Origin of the sequence: Rheinheimera soli (assembly GCF_021290985.1) — a bacterium.
GTDB classification, from domain to species: Bacteria; Pseudomonadota; Gammaproteobacteria; order Enterobacterales; family Alteromonadaceae; genus Pararheinheimera; species Pararheinheimera soli.
In genome coordinates this window covers 16,279-41,883 of sequence record NZ_JAJOYU010000015.1, presented here as the reverse complement: position 1 = coordinate 41,883, position 25,605 = coordinate 16,279, and the positions used below count along the sequence as shown (strand labels likewise).

The window sequence follows — 25,605 nt, the reverse complement described above, 5'->3', positions numbered from 1 at the left end:
TGGCGAGGAAATAATCGATGTGTGGTATTGTTGGAATCGTAGGTAAGTATCCGGTCAATCAGGCGTTGTACGACGGTTTAACTGTGTTGCAGCACCGTGGTCAGGACGCCGCCGGCATAGTGACAGTAGACAACAAAACCTTACGCTTACGCAAAGCCAATGGCTTAGTGAAAGACGTATTTGAAGCCCGCCATATGCAGCGTTTGTCTGGCAATATGGGCATAGGCCATGTGCGTTACCCAACAGCGGGTTCTGCCAGTACGGCCGAAGCTCAGCCGTTTTATACCAACAGTCCTTTTGGTATAGCGCTGGCGCACAACGGTAACCTGACGAACTCTGAAGAATTAAAAGACGAGTTGTTCCGTACCGCCCGTCGTCATGTCAATACCAACTCAGACTCAGAAGCGCTATTAAACGCTTTTGCTCATGAGCTGGATATTCATGCCGATATGCATGTAAATCCTGACCATATTTTCCGTGCTGTCGCTAATTTACACCGTAAAATCCGCGGTGGTTATGCGGTGGTGGCTGTGGTGATTGGCCATGGTTTAGTGGCGTTTCGTGATCCAAACGGCATCCGTCCTCTGGTGATGGGTAAACGTGAAACTGCACTTGGCACTGAGTATATGGTCGCTTCTGAAAGTGTTGCTTTAGATGCTGACGGTTTTACTGTGCTGCGTGATGTGGCGCCAGGTGAAGCTGTCTATATCACTGAAGACGGTGAGCTGTTCAGCCAGCAATGTGCTGAAAACCCAAGCTATGCCCCATGTATTTTTGAATATGTCTATTTTGCCCGCCCGGATTCAACCATAGACAATGTGTCTGTGTATGCGTCTCGTGTTGCTATGGGTAAAAAGCTCGGTGAAAAAATCAAAAGAGAATGGGCGCATTTAGATATTGATGTAGTGATCCCAATCCCTGAGACCAGTAACGATGCTGCTTTGCAAATTGCCCACGAGTTAGGTTTGCCTTACCGTCAGGGTTATGTGAAAAACCGTTACATTGGCCGTACTTTTATTATGCCGGGTCAAGGGGAGCGTAAAAAGTCCGTCAAGCGTAAGCTGAATGCTATTTGGCAGGAGTTCAAAGGCAAAAACGTCTTGCTGGTGGATGACTCTATAGTTCGCGGTACTACTTCAGAGCAAATCATCGATATGGCGCGTGAAGCTGGTGCCAAGAAAGTGTATTTCGCCTCTGCAGCTCCGGAAATTCGTTTCCCGAACGTCTATGGTATTGATATGCCATCGGCTAACGAGTTGATAGCTCATGGTCACGATGTGGACAGTATCTGCAAAATCATTGGTGCTGATGGTTTGATTTTCCAATCACTGGAAGATTTAGTCGATGCGGTACGTTCTGAAAACCCAGAGCTGAAGCGTTTTGAAACTTCAGTCTTTGACGGTGTTTATGTGACCAACGACATAGATCAGGCGTACCTGAATCGTTTGGATGCACAGCGCAATGAAGCCTCTAAGCGCAAAAAAGAAGCCGAGTTATCTGCAAGTTTAGATTTGCATAACGAAGGCAACTGATCGCTCTTAGTCAGACTTGTTAATCAAAAAGGGGCCAGTTTTTAACTGGCCCCTTTTACTTTTCTGTAATCGCGATTTGAAAAAATTATCTGATAACAAGCTAATGTGTAAATGCCGGACCGAAGCCTGAGCTCCATAAAATAGCGGTAGCTGTCATCACACAGACCAACAGAATTAATCCTGTGGTCACGACTGAACTGGCGTAGATAAAACCACGTTCTTCAGGAATATGCATCAGAATAGGCACGCCCACATAAAGCAAATACACCGAATAGGTTAAGCCTGCCAAACCCACCAGCATCACAAACCAGAGTTCAGGGAATAAAGCGGCAAAACCTACCATAAAAAGTGGAGTGGAGGTGTAGGAGGCTAATTCCAGTGTCTGGGTATAGGTAGGTTCGGAACCAAAAGTGTGAGCCATCCAGTGCGCCAGGTAAGCCAGCGCGAACACCCCACCTATTAAAGCAATATACATAGCGACAGAAAGCATCATGGCGCTTTCAGCGGTTAAACGTATAGGTTCACCCACACCTATGCTCCAGCCGATGTGCACTGCTGAATAATAAGCGCAAAGAGAAGGAATTAAGGCAATAAGCAGGATGTGAATTAAACTGTATCTGAAACTTTCGTGACGAGCGTCTATCGTATGCCATTCTTCTTTAGGATGGGCATACAGTCCCCATAAGTGATTTAAAATCATAGTTGTTATCCTTGGCTACTACGTTGTTCATTACAGGGCACAAACAAACCCTTACCTTTGTTATGGCTAATAGAACGAGGTTCGTCAAGTTTAAGGCAGAAAATCTGTAGCAAGCAGTGTAAAGCTGTTTCAGGGCTGCAGGTACAGGCTTTTTAGCGGCAGAAAACAACAGTACTAAATGGTCGTTGTGGGGGCACCGCTATGGAACTTAAAATCCGCATCCGGGCTTGAAATCAGTTGTGCTTCAAGTTGGCCAAAAAAGCGCACCCGCTCTGTGATATCTGATTTAGAGATCACCTGAGCCAGTTCCAGATAATCGGCAAAATGCCGTGCTTCTGAGCGAAGTAAAGAGGAATAAAAGCTGGCTAACTCCGGGTCAACAAATTCCGCTAATTTCGCAAAACGCTCACAGGAGCGGGCTTCGATATAAGCGCCGCAAATTAGTTTATCGATCAGAATTTGTGGTTCATGGGTTTTGCAGTTCTGGATAAGCATCTTGGCATAACGGCTGGCGCTGATATTTTCGTAAGGAATGCCACGCGCCTGCATAATCTCCAGCACCTGACAAAAATGGTGCAACTCTTCGCGAATTAACAGCACCATGCGATCGATAATACGATCCGAGTGAGCAAAATCAGAACGGCCTATAATACTTTTATTCAGTTTTTCAGCCTGCTTTAAGCTTTGAATATCACCGTTAAAACGATAAGCGAAGTCTTCAAAAGGCTTTAGCCAGTTCAGTAAGGTTAAAGAGCTGTCTTTATCACAGGCATAACGGCGCAGTAGATACATAGCGGTTTGAGCCGCTTTTAATTCACATATCAAGTGGTCCTGTAATAACACGGCCAAACGTTCTGGCTTTTGTGCTTCCACCAGCCAGCTGTCCGGCGTTTCACACTGTAAAAATTGATGTATAGGCTGAAGTAATTCGGTAAAGCTCATAAAGATCTCGGTACGCTGTTTATTCTGAAATCTGGGGCAGGGCGTTAAAGTGTAGTTGCCAAGCGCCGGCTGATACATCCAGATAAGAACTCTGACTGTACCAGTCCCCTAACACATAACGTTGCGCTGATATGCCATCGGCCAATTGCAATGCATGCACTGCAGGCCTGTGGGTATGGCCGTGAATTAAATGCTGCACCTGATATTGAGCCATCACTTTGGGGACTTCATCCGGCGTTACATCCATAATTTCCGATGTTTTTCCTTTTTTATCCATAGCACTGACACGACGTGCTTTACGCGCCAGATGTTGGCGGTACCACAGTGGTAAAGACAAAATCAGTTTTTGCCACCATTTCTGATCCCACCAGGCCCGGAACTTCTGATAACCAATATCCAGAGTGCAGAGCGAATCTCCGTGCATCAGTAAAGTTGGGGTGCCATATAAATCAACCACAGTCAGAGGAGCAAGCAACTGCATGCCGGAGCGCCTGGCAAATTTTTGGCCGAGTAAAAAGTCTCTGTTGCCGTGGCAAAAATAGACCGGTATCGCGCTGTCGGTTAAAGCTTTGATGGCAGCAGCAACTTCAGTCAGTAAAGGCGAGGGGTTATCGTCACCAATCCAGACTTCAAACAAGTCGCCCAGAATATACAAAGCATCAGCCTCTGCTGCTTTTTGCTGTAAAAAAAGCAAAAACGCCGCGGTAATATCCGGGCGTTGTTCGCTTAAATGCAGATCGGCAATAAAAAGGCTGTGGCCTTTAGCCATGGATTTCTGCTTTTTCGATGATCACAGCATCGTTTGGTACATCAGCATGACCAAACTTGCGTCCTGTAGACACAGTTTTGATTTTGTTGATCACATCCATGCCTTCGACTACTTCGCCGAATACACAGTAACCCCAACCCTGAGAGGTTTCAGAGCTGAAATCTAAAAAGTCGTTGTTGGCCACGTTGATAAAGAACTGGCAAGTCGCAGAATGTGGGTCGCTGGTGCGGGCCATAGCCACAGTACCTGCTTTGTTAGCCACTTTGTTATTTGCTTCGTTTTTGATTGGTTTGCCCGGCTCTTTTTGTTCCATGTCAGGAGTAAAACCGCCGCCCTGGATCATAAAGCCATTGATCACACGGTGAAAAATGGTGTTGTCATAAAAACCTTCTTTGACGTAATTCAGAAAGTTTTCGACTGTTGCAGGGGCTTTGTCGGCAAATAATGCCAGTTTAATAACACCAAAATTGGTATGTAAGCTAACCATGATCATCTCCTATGGCTTAAAAACGGCGATAGTGTACCGCAGCTATTGGAGATCACAAAGCGAGGATAGCTCAAGACATTTGCTAATGTTACACTGTTGCACTTTGTGACCGATGATTTGATGATTTCCCGAGGAGCCCATGCTGCAGATTTTTAATACCCTGACCCGTAAAAAAGAGTCCTTTGTGCCTTTAGTGCCTGGCAAAGTTTCTATGTATGTCTGCGGCATCACTATTTATGATTTCTGTCATGTTGGCCACGCCCGTACTTATGTTGCTTTTGATGTAATGAACCGTTACCTACGTTTCAGCGGTTATGACGTCACTTATGTGCGTAACATCACAGATGTAGACGACAAAATTATCAAAAGAGCCAATGAAAACGGTGAAAGCTGTGACGCATTAACGGCCCGCTATACGGTTGCTATGCATGATGACTTTAATGCGCTGGGGTTAATGCCTGCCGATATTGAACCCCGAGTCACTACTCATATGGCCGAAATTATTGAGCTGATAGAAACCTTAGTGGCTAAAGGGTATGCCTATATAGCCTCTGACGGTGATGTGCTGTTTGATGTCAGCAAGTACGCAGCTTATGGACAGTTGAGTCAACAGAATCTGGACATGTTGCAATCTGGCGCCCGGGTGGAAATTGATCAGGCCAAAGACGATCCGCTGGATTTTGTCTTGTGGAAAATGGCTAAACCAAATGAGCCAAGCTGGTCATCGCCATGGGGCGAGGGGCGTCCTGGCTGGCATATTGAATGTTCGGCTATGAGTGCAAAACACTTAGGCAAACATTTTGATATTCACGGTGGTGGTTCAGATTTACAGTTCCCGCACCATGAAAATGAAATTGCTCAGTCTTGCTGCGCTCATGACACGCCGTACGTCAATACCTGGATCCATACAGGTATGGTGCAGGTGGATAAAGAAAAAATGTCTAAATCTTTAGGCAACTTCTTTACTGTGAAAGATGTGCTGGCAGATTACAACGCTGAAGCTGTGCGTTATTTCCTGATCTCCAGCCATTACCGCAGCCAGCTGAACTATTCGGCAGAGAATTTACTGCAGGCGCATTCAGCTTTAGGCCGTTTGTATACCGCCCTACGAGAAGTCGTACCTGCGACAGACGTCGATATGAATAACGACTATGTCAAAACCTTCCGTGCTGCTATGGATGACGACTTCAATACGGCCCTGGCTTTGCCTGTGTTATTTGAACTGGCGCGTGATATCAACAAAGAAAAAGCCACAGATCCAGCCAAAGCTTCACAGCTTGCGGGCTTATTAATTAAACTCGGCAGTGTGATGGGTATTTTGCAGGGCGATGCAGAGACTTTTTTACAATCAGGCACAGATTCTGATGATGTTTCTGAAATTGAAGCTTTAATAGCGCAACGTAATACAGCACGGGCTAACAAAGACTGGGCTGCAGCTGATGCTGCCCGTGACGCTTTGGTGGCTAAGGGTATTATTCTGGAAGATAAAGCAGGTGTTACCACCTGGCGTCGGGGTTAATAGTCTCCAATAAAAAAGGGCAGAGCGTTAACTCTGCCCCATATCTACTTCGTGCCTGTATCTGACTATTGATCGTGGAACTGCTCACAAGCTTCTAAGGTATTTTCAATCAGGCAGGCTACTGTCATAGGGCCTACACCACCTGGCACTGGCGTAATAAAACGCGCATGCTCTTTGGCTTTATCAAATTCAACGTCACCGACCAGTTTGCCGGATTCTAAACGGTTAATACCGACATCAATCACCAGCGCTCCAGGCTTAATCCAGTCGCCTGGAATAAATTCAGGCTTACCTACAGCCACCACCACTAAATCAGCGCGGCGTACATGCTGTTCCAGCTGTTTGGTGAACTTATGACAGACAGTGGTAGTACAACCAGCTAATAACAGCTCCAACGCCATAGGGCGGCCTACAATGTTCGATGCGCCTACCACTACAGCATCCATACCACGGATTTGAATACCGGTGCTTTGCAGCAGCTTAATGATGCCTTTTGGTGTACAAGGGCGCAGGGCAGGCATACGTTGCGCTAAACGGCCTATATTGTACGGGTGAAAACCATCGACATCTTTCAGTGGATGAATGCGTTCCAGAATAGCCGAAGCGTCTAAACCAGCAGGCAAAGGCAATTGCACCAGAATGCCGTCTACTTTTTTATCGGCGTTTAAACTGTCGATTAAATCAAATAGCTCTTGCTGTGTTGTGCTAGACGGCAAGTCGTAAGAAAAAGATTCAAAACCTACTTCTTCACAGGCTTTACGTTTACTGCCTACATAGACCTGAGAGGCTGCATCCATACCTACCAGTACTACCGCAAGGCCAGGAGCTCTTTTCCCTGCTGCGAGGCGTTGCTGAACTCTTAATGCGACCTGTTGACGGGTAGATTGAGCTACCGCTTTGCCATCTATGATTTGTGCTGCCATAAAACTGCTCTATTGACCTGAAACCTGAGGATTTGTATTTTCGCACAGCTACGTCAAAGAGGCCAAGCAGATCAGTTTAAGTGGCGTAAAAAGTTAAAAAATCAGCATATTTTCGCGCTATTGATGCCTTTTACAGCAAATGGGTTCAAATATTAAGCAATCAGTTTTTTAGCTGCAAAAAAGGTTTGACGCTCCAAGGGTTGGGCTGTAATATTCCGCCCCGTTGCAGTAGTGTAGCGAAGTCGGTGATTAGCGCAGCTTGGTAGCGCACTTGGTTTGGGTCCAAGGGGTCGCAAGTTCGAATCTTGCATCACCGACCATTTAAGAGAGCCTAGCGGCCTCGAATTTGGCGCCCGTAGCTCAGCTGGATAGAGCAACGGCCTTCTAAGCCGTGGGTCATAGGTTCGAGTCCTATCGGGCGCGCCATTGCAACATTAGTAAAGTTCTACCGTGGTGGCTGTAGCTCAGTTGGTAGAGTCCCGGATTGTGATTCCGGTTGTCGTGGGTTCGAGCCCCATCAGCCACCCCATTTTAGACTGGTTTATATGTCGGTGATTAGCGCAGCTTGGTAGCGCACTTGGTTTGGGTCCAAGGGGTCGCAAGTTCGAATCTTGCATCACCGACCATTCTCCCAGTAAAAACAATAACAGCAGCAATGCTGTTTTTTGCTTTCTGGCGTTCTGAAAAGTTGCGACGTCACAGACAACAATTCTTCGTCATCTCTGCTCTCTGTTAAATAATCCTCTGGCTCTATTAGGTTTTTCCTTATTTAGTTTTCTGATCCATTTATTTTCACAGGCATAAAAAAAGCCTGCGCAGGGCAGGCTCGATGTGAGCTATTGCAGCTTATGCGGCAACAGACTTCGCTTTTGGTTTTTTATCAAACAAAGACTTATCAGCAGCCAGTTCCAGTGGGTCAAAATCATCCACGTTGATGGTATGCAGGCGGCCTTGTTCAGCTACTCGCAGCTTCTCTGCTTCAGCTTCAGTGATCACACCCAGCTCTAAGCCTAAAGCTGCGACTTCGTGTAAGCGGAAGAATGGCAGGCGTTTATTCGCTGCATGCACCACTTTATCGAAGATAGGCTCAGCGGCCAGAATATCAGTCAGGGCTTTTTCAATTAAACCGATCTGGTTGTTTGGCTCCAGCGTCAGGTAAAGATTAGTACCTAAGCGACTGCGGGCTTCACAAGGAGTCTGCATAATACGGGACACTTGATGATCCAGCTGATCAGAAGGCTTGCGTAAAGTGCGACCCCAAGGGAATAACAGCTTGCCAAGGACAGAACCTACAACTCGATTCGGGAAGTTATCCAGCATTTCATCCAAAGCCACCTGAGCTTTGTACATATTGTCTTCACAAGCCCATTGTACTAAAGGTAAATCCTGTGCCGGACGACCATCGTCGTTATAACGTTTCAGTACAGAAGAGGTCAGATACAACATCGACAACATATCGCCTAAACGGGCAGAGATACGCTCACGGCGTTTTAAGTCACCACCCATGGTGCCCATAGCCACATCAGACATTAACGCCAAGGCAGCACTGTATCTGTTCATTTGTTTGTAGTATTTAGCTGTTGCATCTGCATAAGGGCTTGAAGAAAAGGCTGAATTGCTTAAGCCTAACCATAAAGCACGGAAGAAGTTGCTGATGCTAAAACCAATATGACCAAATAAAGCATGATCAAAAGCAGTAACAGCGGCACGTTCATCTTCTAAACCAGCAGCCTGTAATTCAGCCAATACAAATGGATGGCAACGAATTGCACCCTGACCATAAATAATCATATTACGGGTCAGAATATTGGCGCCTTCCACAGTGATTGCTACAGGAGCGCCCTGATAACCGCGTGCTAAATAGTTGTTCGGGCCCATACAGATGCCTTTACCACCATGAATATCCATCGCATCAATAATGGCCTGACGCATACGCTCCGTCATATGGAACTTGGTGATGGCTGAAATAACAGAAGGCTTTTCACCTAAATCGATAGAACCTACTGACATAGTCGTAGAAGCTTCTGCCATGTAGGCGTAACCACCAATACGGGCTAATGCTTCTTCAATACCTTCCATTTTACCAATAGGCAGTTTGAACTGACGACGAATGCGGGCATAAGCACCTGTCATTAAGGCTGCAGCTTTGATACCACCAGTGCTGTTTGACGGCAGTGTGATAGCACGGCCTACAGACAAACATTCCACCAGCATACGCCAGCCCTGACCAGCCATCTTCGGACCACCTATGATGTAATCCAGTGGCACAAACACTTCTTCACCCTGAGTAGGGCCATTCTGGAATGGTACGTTCAGCGGGAAGTGACGACGGCCAATTTTAACGCCTGGGGTAGAGACAGGGATCAAAGCACAAGTGATACCCAAATCTTTTTTGTCACCTAACAAGCCATCCGGATCGTGCATTTTGAAGGCTAAACCCAATACGGTCGCAATAGGAGCCAGCGTGATATAACGCTTGTTCCAGGTCAGGCGCATACCAATAATTTCCTGGCCTTCCCATTCGCTTTTACAAACTATACCTACGTCCGGAATAGCGCCGGCATCAGAGCCTGCTTCTGGGCTTGTTAAGGCAAAACAAGGAATTTCTAAACCTTTGGCTAAACGAGGCAGGTAGTGGTCCTGCTGCTCTTTAGTGCCATAATGTTGCAACAGCTCACCAGGGCCTAAAGAGTTAGGCACACCAACAACGCTGGATAACACCATGCTTTTGCTGGTTAATTTTTGCAGTACACATGACTGGGCATAAGCAGAAAACTCCAGACCACCGTATTGCTTTTTAATGATCATCGCAAAGAAGCCATGATCTTTCAGGTACTGATACACCTCTGGTGATAAATCAGCACGTTCGTGCGTGGTATGCCAATCGTCTACTATGGCCAGTAATTCTTCACAAGGGCCATCTAAAAACGCCTGCTCTTCCGCACTTAAACGTGGCTTTGGATAGTTGTGCAGTTTGTGCCAGTCTGGCGTGCCACGGAATAAATCGCCTTCCCACCAGGTGGTACCGGCATCAATAGCTTCTTTTTCTGTGGTCGACATTTCCGGCATAATTTTGCGGTACATCTTCAGCAGCGGCTTGGTTAAGTACTGTTGGCGTATGCTGGCGACGTTTAACGGCACTGCGACTATTAAAAACAGGACCCAGCTGACCACACCCACTGTATCAGTGAAAGTTGCGATAGCTAATAAAGCAGCGATAACTGCTGTAAACATAGTTAAACTTGCTCTGTGGTAGGCGAGCACGGCGACTGTGCCAAGCAAGGCTACCCAAAAAAATAACACATCCATAATTTACTCCTGAGAACTAGAGGTCAGACCACTGTGGCCTTAGAGTAGTGTGCCTGTTGCAAAGATGCAAGTAATTCCTTACTTTGCAGTTTGGTTTACTGTCAACTTTTGTTGCAGCTTCAGTGTATCGTGTTACCAAGTATAGGAAGCTATCTGATTTATGTGTGAGTTATTAGGAATGTCAGCCAATGTGCCGACCGACATCTGTTTTAGCTTTAAAGGCTTAAGAGAGCGCGGTGGCAAAACGGGTCCACATAAAGATGGCTGGGGTGTGGCTTTTTATCAGGGCAAAGGTGTCAGTACCTTTAAAGATGCCGATCCGAGTTATCAGTCGGAAATTGCGCGGCTTATCAGTGACTACCCTATTAAAAGCACTGCTGTAGTGGCGCATATCCGCCAAGCCAACAGCGGTGGAGTAGGGCTTGAAAATACCCATCCTTTTACCCGAACTTTATGGGGACGGTACTGGACTTATGCCCACAATGGTCAGTTGCATGGTTTTGAAACTTTAGCGACCGGTAAACATCTTGTGGTAGGACAAACCGACAGCGAGCATGCGTTTTGTTATTTACTCAATGCGCTTGAACAACAGTTTCCTGCGCCACCTGCTGATATGAAACAGGCTTTTGATTACCTGGCGAGCTTGTGTCCGGCTTTACAGCAGTTAGGTGTTTTTAATTTGTTGATATCAGATGGCGACTACTTGCTGGCTTATTGCAGCACCAAATTACACTGGATCACCAGAAGAGCACCTTTTGGGGTGGCACTGTTGTCCGATGTGGATGTGGATATAGATTTTTCAAAAGAAACCACAGAAAAAGATGTGGTGACTATTATTGCTACTTTGCCACTGACTTCAAACGAACAATGGCAGGTGATGACGTCGGGGCAAGCACAGCTGTTTAAAGCAGGAGAGCCGCAATAAGCGGCTCTGGTTGAGATATTTTTATTGCTTTAAAGTTGCCAGCTGAATATCGAACTGTTCAACCTTGTCTTCCGCTTGCCATAAACGCACCAATAAATAATCCAGCTCCGGTGCTACCCAGGCTAATACTTGTTTGTCGGGGCCTGTGCCTGTGCGTTCAATTCGTACCGCCTTCACTTTACCGTAGGGCAGGGATAACCATTCTTCGCCAGCCACTTTGAAACTGTATTTACGCTCTTCACCATGGCGGTTCAGCACCTGATAAACAAATTCAGTTTTGCCGGCTTTTAAATCCAGAGCCAGTTGGCTGTGGTAACTCAAGGGATCAAGCCATTGCTCATTCCACTGTACAGTTTTGAGTTTTTTCGCTTTCTCAACTCTTAACTCTTTAGTGTCCCAATTCAGGTTCAGTTCGTAATAACGGTTTGGGCCTGAGCCTGAGCGCTGCATTACATAACGGCTGGGCTGAATGCGGCCATCTTTGATGCTGAAAAAGGATTGTTCTGAGCGTTTATCTGTGAAAATCAGCCAACTGATATCACTGCTGTAGCCCAACTCGTAACCCTGTTCAGTGACTTTGACATAACGTTTGGCTTCACCGTGTTTTTTATCAGAGCGCAGCACGTTGTAACTGGCTTCAAAAGGTGAAATTTGGTTTGTAGGCGCAGCTGCAGGTTCTTCAGCTGATAAAAGACTTGAAAAGAGTAAAAAAAATGACGCACTAAGGCGCCATTTATTCGTCATCCTGGTCATTTGCATATCCATGGTCAGACAATAAAAGGCCATCTAACAATGCCTTATCTGACTGCTGTTGTAAACGGTTCTGACAAAACCAGCGTACAACTAATGGATAAATACGATGTTCCTGCTCGTGTACACGTTGTGCCACCGCGTCCGCATCATCGCCCGGAAAAACCGGAACCTTGGCTTGCAAAATAACAGGACCGCCGTCTAGCTCTGCAGTAACAAAATGCACTGAGCAGCCATGTTCAGTGTCCCCTGCATCAATAGCGCGCTGATGGGTATTCAAGCCCTGGTATTTCGGCAATAACGAAGGATGAATATTCAGTAAGCGGCCTTGATAATGCTGGACAAATTCAGGCGTTAAAATACGCATAAAACCAGCCAGCACCACCAAATCAGGCTGATGTTGATCAATAGTTTCAATCAAGGCTTGGTCATAAGAAGCCCGGTCGGCATAGACTTTATGGTCCAGCACCAGAGCTTTAGCTCCGGCTTTTTTTGCCCGCTCTAAACCATAAGCTTTGGCTTTGTTTGATACAACAGCTGTGACTTTACCCGCGATAAAACCAGCACTGCAGGCATCTAAAATAGCCTGCAGATTGGAGCCACTCCCTGAAATCAGTACCACAATAGATTTCATGTATGGGTTTAGCCTTCAATAACAACTTGAGCCTGGTCGGCAGCAACCTGATTAATTTCACCTAAGTGCCAGGCGTTTTCGCCAGCTGCTTTTAACTGGGCTAAAGCAGCATCTAAGTGAGTGGCAGGAACTACGACTATCATGCCTACACCACAGTTAAAGGTGCGGTACATTTCGTGACGTTCGACGTTACCTTGCTGCTGTAACCAGCTGAAAATAGCAGGCCACTGCCAGCTGCTTTCGATGATTTTTGCCTGAGTGTTTTCTGGCAGTACACGTGGGATATTTTCCCAAAAACCGCCGCCAGTGATATGGCACAAGGCATGTACCGGCATAGATTTAATCAACGCCAGCAGGTTTTTCACATAAATGCGGGTCGGTTCTAACAAGTGATCGGCAATAGTTTTGCCTTCCAGCATAGTTTGAGGATCCTGACCGCTGACTTCCAGCACTTTACGAATTAACGAAAAACCGTTGGAATGAGGACCTGAAGCAGCTAATGCAATTAGCTGATCGCCAGCTTTTACTTTGCTGCCATCGATGATTTCAGACTTCTCAACCACACCTACGCTAAAACCTGCGATGTCGTAGTCTTCACCGTGGTACATACCTGGCATTTCAGCAGTTTCACCGCCGACCAGAGCACAACCCGCCAGCTCACAGCCTTTGGCAATACCTTCAACTACAGTAGCTGCGGTATTTACATCCAGCTTGCCTGTGGCGTAGTAGTCGAGGAAAAATAAAGGTTCAGCACCTGAAACCACAATGTCGTTGACACACATGGCCACTAAGTCGATACCTACGCTGTCATGGCGTTTTAAATCCATAGCCAGACGCAGTTTAGTACCCACACCGTCAGTGCCCGATACAAGTACCGGCTCTTTATAGCCAGCAGGGATTTGACACAAAGCACCAAAGCCGCCTAAACCGCCCATTACTTCTTTACGGGTTGTGCGTTTTACCGCACCTTTAATACGGTCAACCAAGGCCTCACCGGCATCAATATCCACACCAGCGTCTTTGTAACTTAACGACGTTTTTTGCTCGCTCACGGCAATCCCCAAATGGCTAAAAAGTGAAGGTCCAAAAAAATTGGCGGCATTTTACCTTGTAAAGCCGCCAGACAAAAGGATTTACTGCACAGCATTCTGTGAATGCGGATGGAACCGCTGTAGAACTTTGTGCCAAAGTCCTGTTATTGCATCACGTTATTCATTGCCTGGCCCACATAGTTACGTAAACTGGCGCTTGGGGTTTTGGCAATCTGATGATAAACCAAAGACGCAAAAGGAAATTCTTTACCGTTGTAGCGCACACAAATGTAGGGGGCTTCGGGGGCCGACTCATCGTAATACCACTGGCCACCCACATGATGAATAAAAACTTCACCTGTATAAGCACCAAATACATTAGACAGAGTGAATAAAACCTCATCAGCGTGGCGTTGTTCCTGTTGACGTAAAAACAGTTCGCTGAGTATTTCGTCTACTTTAGTTAAGCTGTCCAGGCTAAAATCTAATAACACTTGGTGCTCTTCCGCTGCGTATACAACAGCATCCTGTGCTGTCACTTTCATTAATTCAGTCACTTCTTGGTGATTCATTATTATCCCCTGATTAGTAGTTTTTATGTTCGGCTAATAACAGCTCTCGTAACTGACGGCTGCCAGGCCCTAGAGTTTCTTCTTTGGGTGTAATTAAAGCTAAAGGCACAACACGGGCTGAGCTTAATGGAATACTAAGGCGGACCAGAACGCCGGCTTTTACCAAATCATCGATTAGAAATTCAGGTAACCAACAAAACCCAATGCCACTTTTCAGAATATCTATTGCTTCAAAAAAATTATTTACAGTCCAGCGTTGTTCTGCCCGCAACCAGCCTACGTCTTTAGGTTTACTGGCGGTATCTCTGATTACTATTTGTAAATGCTGACTCAGCTCATTTAAGTCCAGTTCTGGCTGTTGTGCCAGTACATGGGCTTGCCCCACCACAGGGATCATTTGTGTCACGCTCAAAGGTTCGCCTATATAACCTTTAGGTACACTGGGTGAGGCTGCTATGACTAAATCTGCCTTATGTTCAATAATCATTTCTGTGGAGCCAGTAATGACCGTATCTATGATCTGAATGCGGCTGCCACGAGAAATAGGGTGAAATTTGGCCAGCGCCTGATACAGATATTTTTTCGGGTAAATTAATTCCACTGCAATGCGAATTTCAGGCTCCCAGCCTACGTTAATATTGGAAGCCAACAGCTCTAAATCTTCAATTTGTTGGGTCAATAAACGAGAGCGGCGCAACATGACTTCACCAGCCGATGTTAAAAAGGCTTTACGACCTTTCACTTCCAGCAGTTCCACGCCCAGTTGGTACTGCAATTTAGCGACCGCATGATTCAAGGACGACTGACTTTTATTTAGTAAATCAGCAGCCTGAGCATAACCCCCCGCATCGACCACAGCTTGTAGTATGCGCCATTGTTCCATGGTAGATTTGGGGCGGTACGGCATCGAAATTCCTTCAGTTTAAGCCTGTGCCACTATCACAGCCCGCAGCGGTGCCGGATAGCCTTCAATGGTTTTACTATGATCAGTTGGGTCAAGAAAATCAATCAGACTTTCATTTTCCATCCAGCTGGTTTTACGTTGTTCATCCAGACTGGTGACAGATAAATCCACTACTTTTGCATTTTTAAAGCCCACGCGTTGCATCCACAACAACAGAGCTGCCGTGCTTGGGATAAACCAGACATTACGCATTTTAGCGTAGCGGTCAGTGGGCACTAACACCGCCTGCTCATCGCCTTCAATCACTAGGGTTTCCAGCACCAACTCACCACCAGGGCGCAGTTGCTGTTTTAATTGAGCTAAAAAGTCGATAGGGGAGCGACGGTGATACAACACTCCCATTGAAAACACCGTATCAAAAGCTTTCAGTTCCGGCATATCGTCGATGCCGACCGGCAATAAATGCACTGTCGGGTCAGGATGAAAATGTTTGATGGCTTCAAACTGACAATAAAATAGCTGTGAAGGATCAATGCCTACGACAAATTCTGCGCCTTCACCTTTCATTCGCCATAAGTGATAGCCACTGCCACACCCCACATCCAGCACTGTTCTGTGTGCAAGTGGACTGATATGAGGCAGAACTCTGTCCCATTTCCAGTCAGAGCGCCATTCGGTATCAATGGTTAAACCATGCAAAGTAAAAGGGCCTTTGCGCCATGGCATCAGTTGACGCAACAGCACTTCAAGCCGCTGTTTTTGGCCTTGGTTTAAATCTTCTGGCTGGCCAAATTCGACTTTAGTTTTTAATTCGACACAGATCTTCGCTGCAACTGGCAAATGGTCTAGTACTTTTTGCCATTGCTTAAAGTCACCATGCAAAGCCTCTTGCTCCCAGCTTTTTAATTGAGCCGGTAAGGTTTCCAGCCAGTGCACCAGTTTATTAGCGGCAATTTGCTGATAAAAACTCTGAAAACGGCTCATTGCTGCGCCTCGGCTTTAATGGCCACCATAGAGCAGAAATTAAAGCACTGGAACCACAAACTGATATGTTCAAAACCTGCAGCAGACAGTCGTGCTTTATGTTCGGCCAGACTGTCAGGGCGCATCACATTTTCAAGCGCAGTACGTTTTTGGCTGATTTCCAGCTCGCTATAGCCATTAGCGCGTTTGAAATCGTGGTGTAAGTCAATCAGCAGTTCGTGCGTGGTGGCATCAGTTTCGATAATTTTTTCTGACAATACAAAAATACCACCAGGCTTGAGTGCTTGATAAATACGTTCAATCAGGCGGGCTCTGTCTTCTTTCGCCAGAAACTGCAAGGTGAAATTACTGACCACCACAGCGGCGTTTTCCATCGGAATATCTCGAATATCGGCCAGCAATACGGTCGCTGGCACGTCAGAACGAAAGGCCTGTAAATGACTGGTACAACGTTCCACCATAGCGGCACTGTTGTCGACCCCAATCAACTGACAACCCGGTGCAGTGATCTGACGGCGCATAGCTAAACTAGCCGCTCCCAAAGAGCAGCCCAAATCGTAATAGTTGCTGTTGGCTTGCTGATAACGTTGCGTCAGCTTGCCTATGGTCTGAATAATGGTTTGATAGCCAGGCACAGAGCGTTGGATCATGTCCGGAAACACATCCACGACAGCAGAGTCAAAACAAAAATCCTGAATATGGCCCAAAGGGTCGGCGTAAATATGATCTTTTTGCATCAGTCGAACTACTTCATACCTGTAATTGGCGGACAGTTTAACGTATTTTGGCTTGAGGGCGAAATCAAAGCAGACTCAGTTGGCTCTGATTTTCTGGCCAGGGTGCCAGTATCGGATGCTCTATACCCAGATCCATCACAAACTGCCTTGCCAGCTGTGGAGCCGTTAAATTGTCCGGGCTGTGGAAAAAACAAAAAGGTGTCTTACCTTCATCCAGCCATTGCCGGACTTTCCCAAGCCAAGGCTGATAAAAATGCTGATTGATGGTCATATCGTCAGTGCCGACAAAACGCAGCATCGGCTGTTTGGTCAAGGCCACTGCATGCACCGGTAAATAAGGTTTTTTTCGCTGCGCGTCCAGCAATGCTGCGGTTGTAGCTGGCACTGAGAATAAAGCTCTGCTGTCAAATATCACCCGCTCTGCCTCAAAATCACGCAATAAACGGTTCAAGGTGATTTCATGTTCTGCTTTATCAAAAAACACCGGATGGCGCACCTCAACCGCGACAGAAAAGGAAGAACATAAGCTATTCAGCATTTGTTTAAGCCAGCTTAAATGCTCTGGTGAAAAATAAGCGGGAAGCTGTAAATGCACCAAAGCCAGTTTTTCTGCCAGCGGCGCTATCAGATCCAGCCAGAGTTGTAACTCGGCATGCTGGAATTGTTGAAACTGATGGCTTAATCGTTTGGGGACTTTTAAGGTAAAACGGAAAGCTTCATCGCTTTGCTCTTTCCAGCGATTTACCGTCTGTGGCGACGGATCAGCATAAAAACTGGTGTTGCCCTCTACAGAGTTGAAATACCTACTATAGTTAGCAAGAAAGTCAGACGGATCCAGCTTGCTGTTAAATATCAGGTTTTTCCACTGAGGGTTAGCCCAGACCGGGCAGCCAAGATAAAGCATCCGCGAATCCCGTTGTAAAAAGTTTCATAATCCATAAGGCGCCTATTATCGCTGTATTCGAGCTGTTAAACCAAGGTAAAGATTCTATCTCTATTATGATGAAAAACGTGCTGCTGTTGTTTGTGCTACTTACAGGTTTTACTCTGCAGGCTCAGAGCTCTGCAGTCATCAGTGAACTTCCGGCATCACTGAAAATAGGTATATCCAGCGATACTTATCCTTATATGTTCGTCAATGAGCAAGGGCAGGCTGCAGGTTTAGTGGTGGATTATTGGCTGGAAGTCGCCAGGCAACAAGGCATCAAAGCGGAGTTCGTCGCCGCTGACTGGGCTGATACGTTAAGTATGCTGGACTCAGGCGTTATCGATTTACATGGTGGCCTTGGGCGAACTACAGATCGTGAACAACAGTATTTATTAGGTCTGAGTTATCTGGATATTTTCAGTAATGTGTTTGTGCACAGAGATTTGGGCGGCGTGCATAATCTGACCGATTTAAAGCCCCATCTGGTTGGGGTGGTTGAACGCTCCACTCATATCGACAGCCTGAGCCAACAACAACCTGATCTGGTGTTAAAGCATTACGATTCGGTGTCACAAATGTACGATTCCGCCTTAAGAGGCGAAATTAAAGCCTTTACCGGTCTTGATCGATTGCCGCCACGTTATGCACGCTATCGGGAGCTGATGACGTTTTATCCTGTATATAAAAAAGTACCAGTGAGGAAAATAGAGCTGACCTTTGCGGTCAGGCAAGACCAGGTGGTCTTACTGAAACAGTTAAAAGAAGCGACCGCTACTCTTGATCTGGCTTTCAGAGATCAATTGGAGCGCAAATGGCTCAGTGTGGATACCGACCCAAACACTTTGCTGATCGGCGTGTCTATTGGCAATCAACCTTTTATGCACGTCAGTCCTGTTGGTGATGTGCAAGGTGTTTTTGTTGATTTATGGCGCTTATGGTCAAAAAATACCGGTATCGATATCAGTTTTGTGCCAAATCAGTCAGAAGATTCATTAGCCTATTTGCGTAAAGGCCGTATTGACGTGCAAATGGCGCAGGTTGAAAACAAGGAAAAGTTTACCGGTTTAAAACCGGCTTACCACTTGTACAATATTTATTCCTCGTTGTTTTATAGCAGTGAATCAGAGCTTACAGATCCACAGCAGCTCAAAGATGCGACACTGGGGTTATTGCATACCGCCAGTTTTGGTCCTCAGGTTCAGCAGCAATTCCCGGATGCAAAACTGAAGGTGTTTGATACCGTTGATCAGATGATTGAGGCCGTGTTAAGCAAGCAATTAACCGGCTTTTTAGCCTCTGATGTCATAGTTCGCAGTCGTTTATTACAAAACAGCAGTCAGAACAGTCTTAAAGTGTTTCCCGGAATTCGTTATGAATCTGCTGTTTACTCTCTGACCCGTGCCGAGAACGAAGAGCTGTATCAAACTATTCAGCAAGGTTTTTCACAGATCAGTCTGGATGAAATGGTTGCGATTGAAAATCGCTGGCTGGACAAAGAGGCCGGTGGCTATTTTCAGACATTTCGCGACAAAGTGCCTTTAACTGATGCAGAACGGCAGTGGCTAAATCAACATCAGCAGATCCGGGTTGGCGTGATGAGTGACTGGCGTCCGGTCGAATTTGTCGATGAAAAGGGTGAAGCCCAGGGCATTACCAGCGATATATTGAAGTTACTGAACCAACGTTTAGATGTGCAGTTTGTGCCTCAGCCTTACAGTGATTGGGCGATGTTATTGAAGGATTTTAAAGCCGGAAAACTGCAGATGGTCGCGAATATCTCCGACTTACCAGAACGGCGCAGTTTCAGTAACTTCAGCCTGGATTACTGGACTTTACAATGGATTATGATAGGTAAACACGATGCGTCATTCGACAGCAAGCTGGCGCAAATGCCAGGCCAGCGGATTGCGATAATGCGTGAGTACCAGTTTGTACAGCAACTCAAAACAGATTTTCCAAAACATCAGGTGATTGAAGTCGATAGTTTAAATGACGGTTTGGAGATGGTGGTCGCAGGGCAGGCCGACTTTGTACTGGACACTGTGGTAGCGTCAGGTGTGGCGATGCGGGATCCCCGTTATGTCAATTTACGAGCTTATTTGCCAACAGATTTACCTGTTTATCCTTCTTATTTTGGTGTGCATAAAAATTTACCTGAATTATTGGTGATCCTGAACAAAGGTATTAAAACCATCAATGAAGCAGACAGAAAAAGTCTGCAGGATAAATGGCTGAATCTTGAGATTAAACAAGGCTTGGATCAAAGCCGGGTGATGACGCTGGTACTGCAAATTGCTGCGGTGTCTATGGCGGTTATTGTTGGCTTTTTGATTTGGAACTTTTCCTTACGCCGTGAAGTGAATTTACGCCGTAAAGTGGAAGAAAAAATGCGCTTTATGGCAGGTCACGATGATTTAACTCAGTTGCCCAACCGCAGTCTGCTGATTGAACGCCTGCAAACGGCATTGCATCAGCATGCCCGTCACAACGAAATGCTGGCGCTGATGTTTATTGATTTGGATGGCTTTAAGCTGGTGAATGATCAGTATGGGCATGATGTTGGCGATGAAATGCTGGTGAAGTTGTCCGCTTTATTAAGCCACTGCGTACGGAAAACAGATACAGTGGCCCGTTTTGGTGGCGATGAGTTTGTAATTTTATTAACAGGACTGGTCGATAAAGATGATGCGGCCATAGTGGCTGAAAAAATACTGCTTTACCTGCAGGAACCGCTGGCTTTGTCAGTGTGTCAGGCCAGCGTCGGAGCCAGTATTGGCATTGCGATTTACCCGCATGACGGCACTGACGCTGCTACTTTATTAAAATCTGCCGACAAATTGATGTATCAAGTGAAGCAGCAAGGCAAAAGCCAATATCGTTTTAGTCGTTAAGAGCAGTGACATTAAGCGTCTTTTCTATATAATTAGCGCTCATTTTCACAGGCAGATTAAAGTTCGACTGAAAGGATAAGTTAATGCGTAGCCATTATTGCGGTTCATTAAAGGCAGAAAACATTGGTCAACAGGTTTCATTATGTGGTTGGGTAAACCGCCGTCGTGACTTAGGTGGTTTGATTTTTATTGACCTGCGCGACCGCGAAGGCCTGGTTCAGGTATTTTTTGATCCGGACTTAACTGACTTATTCTCTCAGGCTGCAGATTTACGTAATGAATTTTGTGTGCAATTAACAGGCACTGTGCGCGCTCGTCCAGAATCTCAGGTCAACAGTGAGATGGCCACAGGTGAAGTGGAAGTCTACGCCTCTAGCCTGACTATTTTGAATAAATCTGCGCCAATACCGCTGGATCCAAACCAGAACAACAGCGAAGAACAGCGCTTAAAATACCGTTATATTGATTTACGCCGTCCTCTGATGAGCGATCGCTTAAAGTTCCGCGCTAAAGTGACCAGCTTCGTGCGTAACTTTATGGACAGCCAGGGCTTTTTGGACGTTGAAACGCCCATTCTGACCAAAGCCACTCCTGAAGGTGCCCGTGACTATTTAGTACCAAGCCGCACGCACAAAGGTCAGTTTTTCGCGTTGCCACAGTCACCACAGTTGTTTAAACAATTGCTGATGATGGCGGGTCTGGATCGCTATTACCAAATCGTTAAATGTTTCCGTGACGAAGATTTACGTGCTGACCGTCAGCCTGAATTTACTCAGATTGATATCGAAACTTCGTTCATGACCTCAGAGCAGGTCATGGAAGTGACAGAGCAGATGGTGCATCAGATGTTCCTGCAGCTTTTGGATGTTGATTTAGGCAAAATGCCGCGCATGACCTATAACGAAGCTATGCGTTTATATGGTTCAGACAAACCAGACCTGCGTAACCCAATGCAGTTTGTCGATGTGGCAGATCTTTTAAAAGACGTTGAATTTAAAGTGTTTTCAGGCCCAGCCAACGATAACAAAGGCCGTGTGGTTGCGTTAAAAGTACCAGGCGCTGCAGAAAAAGTGTCACGTAAAGACATCGATAATTACACTGCATTTGTCGGCATTTACGGTGCTAAAGGTTTAGCTTGGTTAAAGGTTAACGATATTAACGCTGGCGCTGAAGGTATTCAGTCTCCTGTTGCTAAATTTTTAACGCCTGAAATTATCAGCGAAATTTTAAGCCGTACCCAAGCGACTACTGGCGACTTAATTTTCTTCGGCGCAGACAGCTATAAAGTAGTCTGTGAAGCGATGGGCGCTTTGCGTCTGAAGTTAGGTGAAGATTTAGGTTTAACGGTGCAAGGCTGGAAACCATTGTGGGTTGTGGACTTCCCAATGTTTGAAGAAAACGATGATGGCAGTTTCTCTGCTGTACACCATCCGTTTACTTCGCCTTTGGACACGGCTGAATTCCTAGCTACCGAAATGGATAAACTGGATCACAGAGCGCTGTTATCCAATGCCTACGACATGGTACTCAACGGTACTGAGTTAGGTGGTGGTTCTGTGCGTATCCACACGCCGGATGTGCAGGCTAAAGTATTCCAGTTACTGGGGATCAGCGATGAAGAAGCGGCTGAGAAGTTTGGTTTCTTACTGGAAGCCTTACGTTATGGCGCGCCGCCACATGCAGGTTTAGCTTTTGGCTTAGACCGTCTGGTGATGTTAATGACTGGCGCCACGTCCATTCGTGATGTAATGGCTTTCCCAAAAACAGCCACTGCTGCTTGTCCTTTGACCGATGCACCAGGTGAAGCCAATCCGGCTCAACTGGCCGAGCTGGGTATTCAGGTGGTAAAAAAACAATAACTGACGAAGTGCCGCAACCCGTTATTGCGCGCTTTTGATGAACTATGTTGAAGCGGCTAAGGCCGCTTCACTTTTATAATTACAATGGAGTTTGATGCACATGGCTGGTCATAGTAAATGGGCTAACATGAAGCACCGCAAGGCTCGTCAGGATGCCAAGCGGGTAAAGATTTTCACCAAACTTGTTCGCGAGCTGACGGTGTCAGCCCGTATCAGTGCTGATGTGGATGCCAATCCACGTTTACGTACTGCTGTTGCCAAAGCACTGTTGAATAATATGACCCGGGATGCAATAGACAGGGCTATCAAACGTGGCGCTGGTGAGCAGGACGGCAGTAATTACGAAGAGCTGGTGTATGAAGGCTATGGCCCTTGTGGTGTGGCTATAGTGGTGGAAACTTTGACCGACAACCATAAGCGCACAGTGGCGGATGTACGCAGTGCTTTTACCAAATACGGCAATATGGGCACTGCAGGTTCTGTCAGCTATTTATTCAGTAAAAAAGGCATTATCTCTTTTGCGCCGGGTTTATCTGAAGATCAGGTGCTGGACATCGCATTAGAGGCGGGCGCTGAAGATGTGGTCAGTCATGAAGATGGCAGTATTGAAGTGATAACCAGCCCTGACAGCTTTAACGATGTATGCGAAGCCTTGGAGGCCGCTAAGTTAGTGGCGGATGATGCTGAAATAACCATGGTGCCTTCCGTCAAAGCTGAAGTGGATGCAGAGCATGTAGTGAAGTTTTTTAAGCTCATTGACATGCTTGAAGATTTCGACGATGTGCAAAACGTCTACCACAATGCAGACATTGCGGAAGACGTGATGGCGTTAGTGCCTTAATGGCTATCATCCTTGGCATTGACCCCGGCAGCCGTTTAACAGGGTACGGGGTTGTGCGCCAGACAGGTCAAAAATTTGAGTATATTGCCAGTGGCTGTATTCGCTTAACGCTAAACGATATACCTGATCGGTTAAAACAAATTTTTGACGGTGTCAGCGAAATAATTCAGCAAACCCAGCCTGATGTATTTGCGATAGAACAAGTCTTTATGGCGCGCAATCCTGACTCGGCTTTAAAACTCGGGCAAGCTCGTGGTGCCGCTATAGTGGCTGCAAAAAATGCTGGTCTTGAAGTCTTTGAATATTCAGCCCGTCAGGTCAAACAAGCTGTAGTCGGTACTGGTGCTGCGGATAAAACTCAGGTGCAGCATATGATCCGCACCTTATTAAAATTACCAGGCAATCCGCAGGCCGACGCAGCCGATGCTCTTGCTGTGGCTATGTGTCACGGGCATACTCACCAAAGTTTATTGCATATGGCAGGGCAGGCCACCAAAACAGTGCGTGGCCGCCTACGCTGATTTTTTTTAATACCGGAGCTTTTGACTGTGATCGGATTATTACGTGGTGTTATTTTAGAAAAGCAGGCGCCGGATTTACTCATTGATGTGGCAGGTGTGGGTTACGAAGTGCAACTGCCTTTAACCAGCTTTTATAAATTGCCGGAAGTTGGCAAAGAAGCCGTGATCTACACCCACTTTGTGGTGCGTGAAGATGCACAACTTCTTTATGGTTTTAATACCAGCACAGAACGTGCTTTGTTTCGCCAACTGATTAAAGCCAATGGCATAGGACCGAAGTTAGCTCTTACTATCTTATCCGGCCTTTCAGCCCAGCAGTTTGTCCGCTGTGTGCAACACGACGATATCAGTACACTGGTGAAGTTACCCGGCGTTGGTAAAAAAACCGCAGAGCGTTTATTGATTGAAATGCGCGATCGTTTGAAAGACTGGGGGCTGAATATCAGTACTCCTGTCACTGACCATTTAGTGCTTAGCGGTGATGAAGTTGATTCGTTTGAACTGGTCGAAAGTGCAGAGCAGGATGCGATCAGTGCATTAGTAGCTTTAGGGTATAGTCAGTTGCAAGCCAGTAAAGCAGTACAAAAAATTAAGCAGGCCGATATGAGCAGTGAACAGCTGATCAAACTGGCTTTGCGCAGTATGATTTAAACCAGATTTAACCGGGAATATTCATGATAGAAGCCGATCGTCTGATCGATACCAAAGCCAGTCGCGAAGACGAGCTGATTGACCGCGCCATCCGGCCAAAATCACTGGCTGATTACACAGGCCAGAGTCATGTGAAAGAGCAAATGGCTATTTTTATTGAAGCGGCCCGCGGTCGTGGCGAGCCTTTGGATCATTTGCTAATTTTCGGTCCGCCAGGTTTAGGTAAAACCACCCTTGCCATGGTGGTTGCCAATGAAATGGGTGTAAATATTAAAAACACCTCAGGCCCTGTGCTGGAGAAAGCCGGTGATTTAGCGGCGCTTCTGACCAACCTCGAACCCAACGATGTGCTTTTTATCGATGAAATCCATCGCTTAAGTCCGGTAGTGGAAGAGATTTTATACCCGGCGATGGAAGACTATCAGCTGGATATCATGATAGGCGAGGGGCCTGCGGCCCGTTCTATCAAGCTGGAGTTACCGCCTTTTACCCTAATAGGCGCCACCACCAGAGCTGGCGCTTTGACATCCCCCTTACGTGATCGCTTTGGCATAGTGCAGCGTCTGGAGTTTTATAAGGTAGATGAGCTGGCGCAAATTATTTTACGCTCAGCGCACTATCTGAATTTAGAGCTGGAACTGCCTGCAGCAACAGAAATTGCCCGACGTTCCCGTGGTACACCTCGTATCGCCAACCGTCTTTTAAGGCGGGTGCGTGATTATGCTCAGGTCAAATCCAGTGGTCTGGTGCCAGTGGAAATTGCCTCAGCCGCTTTGCATATGGTCGACGTAGACGCCAGTGGTTTTGACTATATGGATCGCAAGTTAATGTTATCCATTATTGAGAAGTTCGGTGGCGGTCCTGTAGGGCTGGATAACCTGGCTGCTGCTATAGGCGAAGAAAAAGAAACTATTGAAGATGTGATAGAACCTTTTTTAATTCAACAAGGTTTTATCCAGCGCACGCCACGAGGCCGCATCGTCTCGCCAGCCGCCTACAAACACTTTGGTTTTGATTTACCAGAATCGAATTAACTAAGTATTCCTTCTCATTGGACACACAAAATCGCCGGGAGCGATTTTCACTCACATCGTCCATGATGTTCGCCTTCGGCAGCTAAAGCTGTGAAAAACAGCTATCCTGCTGTTTTTTGAACAGTGTAGGCCACCTGCTGAATGGCGTTATGGATGGCGGCG

23 protein-coding genes and 4 tRNA genes are annotated in these 25,605 nt (G+C 46.4%); 13 read left to right on the top strand and 14 right to left on the bottom strand.

Annotated elements, in window-relative coordinates; translation table 11 throughout:
* Positions 1-17: 17 nt before the first annotated feature.
* Entirely contained in the window at positions 18-1,532 is a 1,515-nt protein-coding gene (purF, locus tag LSG37_RS11900) for an amidophosphoribosyltransferase (RefSeq protein WP_233080075.1), read from the top strand.
* Between the two features lie 100 nt (positions 1,533-1,632).
* Here purF and LSG37_RS11895 read toward each other — a convergent pair whose 3' ends face one another.
* The 4 genes from LSG37_RS11895 to LSG37_RS11880 form a co-directional block, all read right to left on the bottom strand.
* Positions 1,633-2,232, bottom strand: a complete 600-nt coding sequence (locus LSG37_RS11895) for a Yip1 family protein (protein WP_233080074.1) — start codon at positions 2,230-2,232, stop codon at positions 1,633-1,635.
* A 174-nt stretch (positions 2,233-2,406) separates the two neighbouring features.
* Positions 2,407-3,174: a tRNA isopentenyl-2-thiomethyl-A-37 hydroxylase MiaE gene (gene miaE / locus LSG37_RS11890; protein WP_233080073.1), complete on the bottom strand. Its 768-nt coding sequence runs from the start codon at positions 3,172-3,174 to the stop codon at positions 2,407-2,409.
* A 19-nt stretch (positions 3,175-3,193) separates the two neighbouring features.
* Positions 3,194-3,943, bottom strand: a complete 750-nt coding sequence (lpxH, locus tag LSG37_RS11885) for a UDP-2,3-diacylglucosamine diphosphatase (protein ID WP_233080072.1) — start codon at positions 3,941-3,943, stop codon at positions 3,194-3,196.
* Positions 3,936-4,430, bottom strand: coding sequence for a peptidylprolyl isomerase (locus LSG37_RS11880; RefSeq protein WP_127686255.1), 495 nt, complete (start codon positions 4,428-4,430; stop codon positions 3,936-3,938). The genes lpxH and LSG37_RS11880 overlap by 8 nt, the downstream gene beginning before the upstream one ends.
* Positions 4,431-4,569: 139 nt before the next feature.
* Here LSG37_RS11880 and cysS point away from each other — a divergent pair, with 139 nt between their 5' ends.
* Complete coding sequence (cysS, locus tag LSG37_RS11875; RefSeq protein WP_233080071.1) at positions 4,570-5,949, top strand: cysteine--tRNA ligase; 1,380 nt, start codon at positions 4,570-4,572, stop codon at positions 5,947-5,949.
* A 65-nt stretch (positions 5,950-6,014) separates the two neighbouring features.
* On the opposite strand, the gene folD is transcribed toward cysS, so the two are convergent.
* Positions 6,015-6,872 (bottom strand): bifunctional methylenetetrahydrofolate dehydrogenase/methenyltetrahydrofolate cyclohydrolase FolD, encoded by an 858-nt coding sequence (gene folD, locus LSG37_RS11870; protein WP_233080070.1) that lies wholly within the window; start codon positions 6,870-6,872, stop codon positions 6,015-6,017.
* Between the two features lie 243 nt (positions 6,873-7,115).
* Here folD and LSG37_RS11865 point away from each other — a divergent pair.
* The 4 genes from LSG37_RS11865 to LSG37_RS11850 all read left to right on the top strand — a co-directional run bounded on the left by LSG37_RS11865 (position 7,116) and on the right by LSG37_RS11850 (position 7,498).
* Positions 7,116-7,192, top strand: a tRNA-Pro gene (locus tag LSG37_RS11865).
* A 29-nt stretch (positions 7,193-7,221) separates the two neighbouring features.
* Positions 7,222-7,298: transfer RNA gene (locus tag LSG37_RS11860), tRNA-Arg, on the top strand.
* Positions 7,299-7,325: 27 nt separating this feature from the next.
* A tRNA-His gene (locus tag LSG37_RS11855) sits at positions 7,326-7,401 on the top strand.
* A gap of 20 nt (positions 7,402-7,421) precedes the next feature.
* A tRNA-Pro gene (locus LSG37_RS11850) sits at positions 7,422-7,498 on the top strand.
* A gap of 220 nt (positions 7,499-7,718) precedes the next feature.
* Here LSG37_RS11850 and fadE read toward each other — a convergent pair.
* Complete coding sequence (gene fadE, locus LSG37_RS11845) at positions 7,719-10,181, bottom strand: acyl-CoA dehydrogenase FadE (RefSeq protein WP_233080069.1); 2,463 nt, start codon at positions 10,179-10,181, stop codon at positions 7,719-7,721.
* 160 nt (positions 10,182-10,341) lie between these two features.
* Here fadE and LSG37_RS11840 point away from each other — a divergent pair, with 160 nt between their 5' ends.
* On the top strand, positions 10,342-11,106 hold the full coding sequence (locus LSG37_RS11840) for a class II glutamine amidotransferase (protein ID WP_233080068.1): 765 nt from the start codon (positions 10,342-10,344) through the stop codon (positions 11,104-11,106).
* Positions 11,107-11,127: 21 nt separating this feature from the next.
* On the opposite strand, the gene LSG37_RS11835 is transcribed toward LSG37_RS11840, so the two are convergent.
* From LSG37_RS11835 to LSG37_RS11800, 8 genes are all read right to left on the bottom strand, one after another.
* Positions 11,128-11,859 carry a DUF3108 domain-containing protein gene (locus LSG37_RS11835; protein WP_233080067.1) on the bottom strand — a complete coding sequence of 244 codons (732 nt, stop codon included), beginning with the start codon at positions 11,857-11,859 and terminating at the stop codon, positions 11,128-11,130.
* The gene (gene purN / locus LSG37_RS11830; protein WP_233080066.1) at positions 11,840-12,490 is read right to left on the bottom strand and encodes a phosphoribosylglycinamide formyltransferase; all 651 of its coding nucleotides are present in this window, start codon (positions 12,488-12,490) and stop codon (positions 11,840-11,842) included. Before purN ends, LSG37_RS11835 begins: the two co-directional genes overlap by 20 nt.
* An 8-nt stretch (positions 12,491-12,498) precedes the next feature.
* Positions 12,499-13,542 (bottom strand): phosphoribosylformylglycinamidine cyclo-ligase, encoded by a 1,044-nt coding sequence (gene purM / locus LSG37_RS11825; RefSeq protein WP_233080065.1) that lies wholly within the window; start codon positions 13,540-13,542, stop codon positions 12,499-12,501.
* A gap of 143 nt (positions 13,543-13,685) precedes the next feature.
* Positions 13,686-14,093, bottom strand: a complete 408-nt coding sequence (locus LSG37_RS11820; protein WP_233080064.1) for a hypothetical protein — start codon at positions 14,091-14,093, stop codon at positions 13,686-13,688.
* Positions 14,094-14,106: 13 nt separating this feature from the next.
* Positions 14,107-15,000, bottom strand: a complete 894-nt coding sequence (locus LSG37_RS11815) for a LysR family transcriptional regulator (protein WP_233080063.1) — start codon at positions 14,998-15,000, stop codon at positions 14,107-14,109.
* A gap of 15 nt (positions 15,001-15,015) precedes the next feature.
* Positions 15,016-15,981 carry a tRNA 5-methoxyuridine(34)/uridine 5-oxyacetic acid(34) synthase CmoB gene (gene cmoB, locus LSG37_RS11810; RefSeq protein WP_233080062.1) on the bottom strand — a complete coding sequence of 322 codons (966 nt, stop codon included), beginning with the start codon at positions 15,979-15,981 and terminating at the stop codon, positions 15,016-15,018.
* Positions 15,978-16,718, bottom strand: coding sequence for a carboxy-S-adenosyl-L-methionine synthase CmoA (gene cmoA, locus LSG37_RS11805; protein WP_233080061.1), 741 nt, complete (start codon positions 16,716-16,718; stop codon positions 15,978-15,980). The genes cmoB and cmoA overlap by 4 nt, the downstream gene beginning before the upstream one ends.
* A 64-nt stretch (positions 16,719-16,782) precedes the next feature.
* Complete coding sequence (locus LSG37_RS11800; protein WP_233080060.1) at positions 16,783-17,622, bottom strand: DUF72 domain-containing protein; 840 nt, start codon at positions 17,620-17,622, stop codon at positions 16,783-16,785.
* A gap of 95 nt (positions 17,623-17,717) precedes the next feature.
* Here LSG37_RS11800 and LSG37_RS11795 point away from each other — a divergent pair, with 95 nt between their 5' ends.
* The 6 genes from LSG37_RS11795 (at position 17,718) to ruvB (ending at position 25,443) form a co-directional block, all read left to right on the top strand.
* A complete protein-coding gene (locus LSG37_RS11795; RefSeq protein WP_233080059.1) occupies positions 17,718-20,537 on the top strand; it encodes a transporter substrate-binding domain-containing protein in 2,820 nt (939 codons plus the stop codon).
* Between the two features lie 83 nt (positions 20,538-20,620).
* Positions 20,621-22,396 (top strand): aspartate--tRNA ligase, encoded by a 1,776-nt coding sequence (aspS, locus tag LSG37_RS11790; protein WP_233080058.1) that lies wholly within the window; start codon positions 20,621-20,623, stop codon positions 22,394-22,396.
* A gap of 100 nt (positions 22,397-22,496) precedes the next feature.
* Entirely contained in the window at positions 22,497-23,237 is a 741-nt protein-coding gene (locus LSG37_RS11785; RefSeq protein WP_233080057.1) for a YebC/PmpR family DNA-binding transcriptional regulator, read from the top strand.
* The gene (ruvC, locus tag LSG37_RS11780) at positions 23,237-23,758 is read left to right on the top strand and encodes a crossover junction endodeoxyribonuclease RuvC (RefSeq protein WP_046520634.1); all 522 of its coding nucleotides are present in this window, start codon (positions 23,237-23,239) and stop codon (positions 23,756-23,758) included. Before LSG37_RS11785 ends, ruvC begins: the two co-directional genes overlap by 1 nt.
* 27 nt (positions 23,759-23,785) lie before the next feature.
* Positions 23,786-24,409 (top strand): Holliday junction branch migration protein RuvA, encoded by a 624-nt coding sequence (ruvA, locus tag LSG37_RS11775; protein ID WP_233080056.1) that lies wholly within the window; start codon positions 23,786-23,788, stop codon positions 24,407-24,409.
* A 23-nt stretch (positions 24,410-24,432) separates the two neighbouring features.
* Complete coding sequence (gene ruvB / locus LSG37_RS11770; protein ID WP_233009493.1) at positions 24,433-25,443, top strand: Holliday junction branch migration DNA helicase RuvB; 1,011 nt, start codon at positions 24,433-24,435, stop codon at positions 25,441-25,443.
* Positions 25,444-25,605 lie beyond the last annotated feature (162 nt).

Bases quoted from the DNA above. Each gene is read 5' to 3' on its own strand.
- purF (WP_233080075.1), top strand. From the start codon at position 18: ATGTGTGGTATTGTTGGAATCGTAGGTAAGTATCCGGTCAATCAGGCG.
- LSG37_RS11895 (WP_233080074.1), bottom strand. From the start codon at position 2,232: ATGATTTTAAATCACTTATGGGGACTGTATGCCCATCCTAAAGAAGAA.
- miaE (WP_233080073.1), bottom strand. From the start codon at position 3,174: ATGAGCTTTACCGAATTACTTCAGCCTATACATCAATTTTTACAGTGT.
- lpxH (WP_233080072.1), bottom strand. From the start codon at position 3,943: ATGGCTAAAGGCCACAGCCTTTTTATTGCCGATCTGCATTTAAGCGAA.
- LSG37_RS11880 (WP_127686255.1), bottom strand. From the start codon at position 4,430: ATGGTTAGCTTACATACCAATTTTGGTGTTATTAAACTGGCATTATTT.
- cysS (WP_233080071.1), top strand. From the start codon at position 4,570: ATGCTGCAGATTTTTAATACCCTGACCCGTAAAAAAGAGTCCTTTGTG.
- folD (WP_233080070.1), bottom strand. From the start codon at position 6,872: ATGGCAGCACAAATCATAGATGGCAAAGCGGTAGCTCAATCTACCCGT.
- fadE (WP_233080069.1), bottom strand. From the start codon at position 10,181: ATGGATGTGTTATTTTTTTGGGTAGCCTTGCTTGGCACAGTCGCCGTG.
- LSG37_RS11840 (WP_233080068.1), top strand. From the start codon at position 10,342: ATGTGTGAGTTATTAGGAATGTCAGCCAATGTGCCGACCGACATCTGT.
- LSG37_RS11835 (WP_233080067.1), bottom strand. From the start codon at position 11,859: ATGACCAGGATGACGAATAAATGGCGCCTTAGTGCGTCATTTTTTTTA.
- purN (WP_233080066.1), bottom strand. From the start codon at position 12,490: ATGAAATCTATTGTGGTACTGATTTCAGGGAGTGGCTCCAATCTGCAG.
- LSG37_RS11820 (WP_233080064.1), bottom strand. From the start codon at position 14,093: ATGAATCACCAAGAAGTGACTGAATTAATGAAAGTGACAGCACAGGAT.
- LSG37_RS11815 (WP_233080063.1), bottom strand. From the start codon at position 15,000: ATGCCGTACCGCCCCAAATCTACCATGGAACAATGGCGCATACTACAA.
- cmoB (WP_233080062.1), bottom strand. From the start codon at position 15,981: ATGAGCCGTTTTCAGAGTTTTTATCAGCAAATTGCCGCTAATAAACTG.
- cmoA (WP_233080061.1), bottom strand. From the start codon at position 16,718: ATGCAAAAAGATCATATTTACGCCGACCCTTTGGGCCATATTCAGGAT.
- LSG37_RS11800 (WP_233080060.1), bottom strand. From the start codon at position 17,622: ATGCTTTATCTTGGCTGCCCGGTCTGGGCTAACCCTCAGTGGAAAAAC.
- LSG37_RS11795 (WP_233080059.1), top strand. From the start codon at position 17,718: ATGATGAAAAACGTGCTGCTGTTGTTTGTGCTACTTACAGGTTTTACT.
- aspS (WP_233080058.1), top strand. From the start codon at position 20,621: ATGCGTAGCCATTATTGCGGTTCATTAAAGGCAGAAAACATTGGTCAA.
- LSG37_RS11785 (WP_233080057.1), top strand. From the start codon at position 22,497: ATGGCTGGTCATAGTAAATGGGCTAACATGAAGCACCGCAAGGCTCGT.
- ruvC (WP_046520634.1), top strand. From the start codon at position 23,237: ATGGCTATCATCCTTGGCATTGACCCCGGCAGCCGTTTAACAGGGTAC.
- ruvB (WP_233009493.1), top strand. From the start codon at position 24,433: ATGATAGAAGCCGATCGTCTGATCGATACCAAAGCCAGTCGCGAAGAC.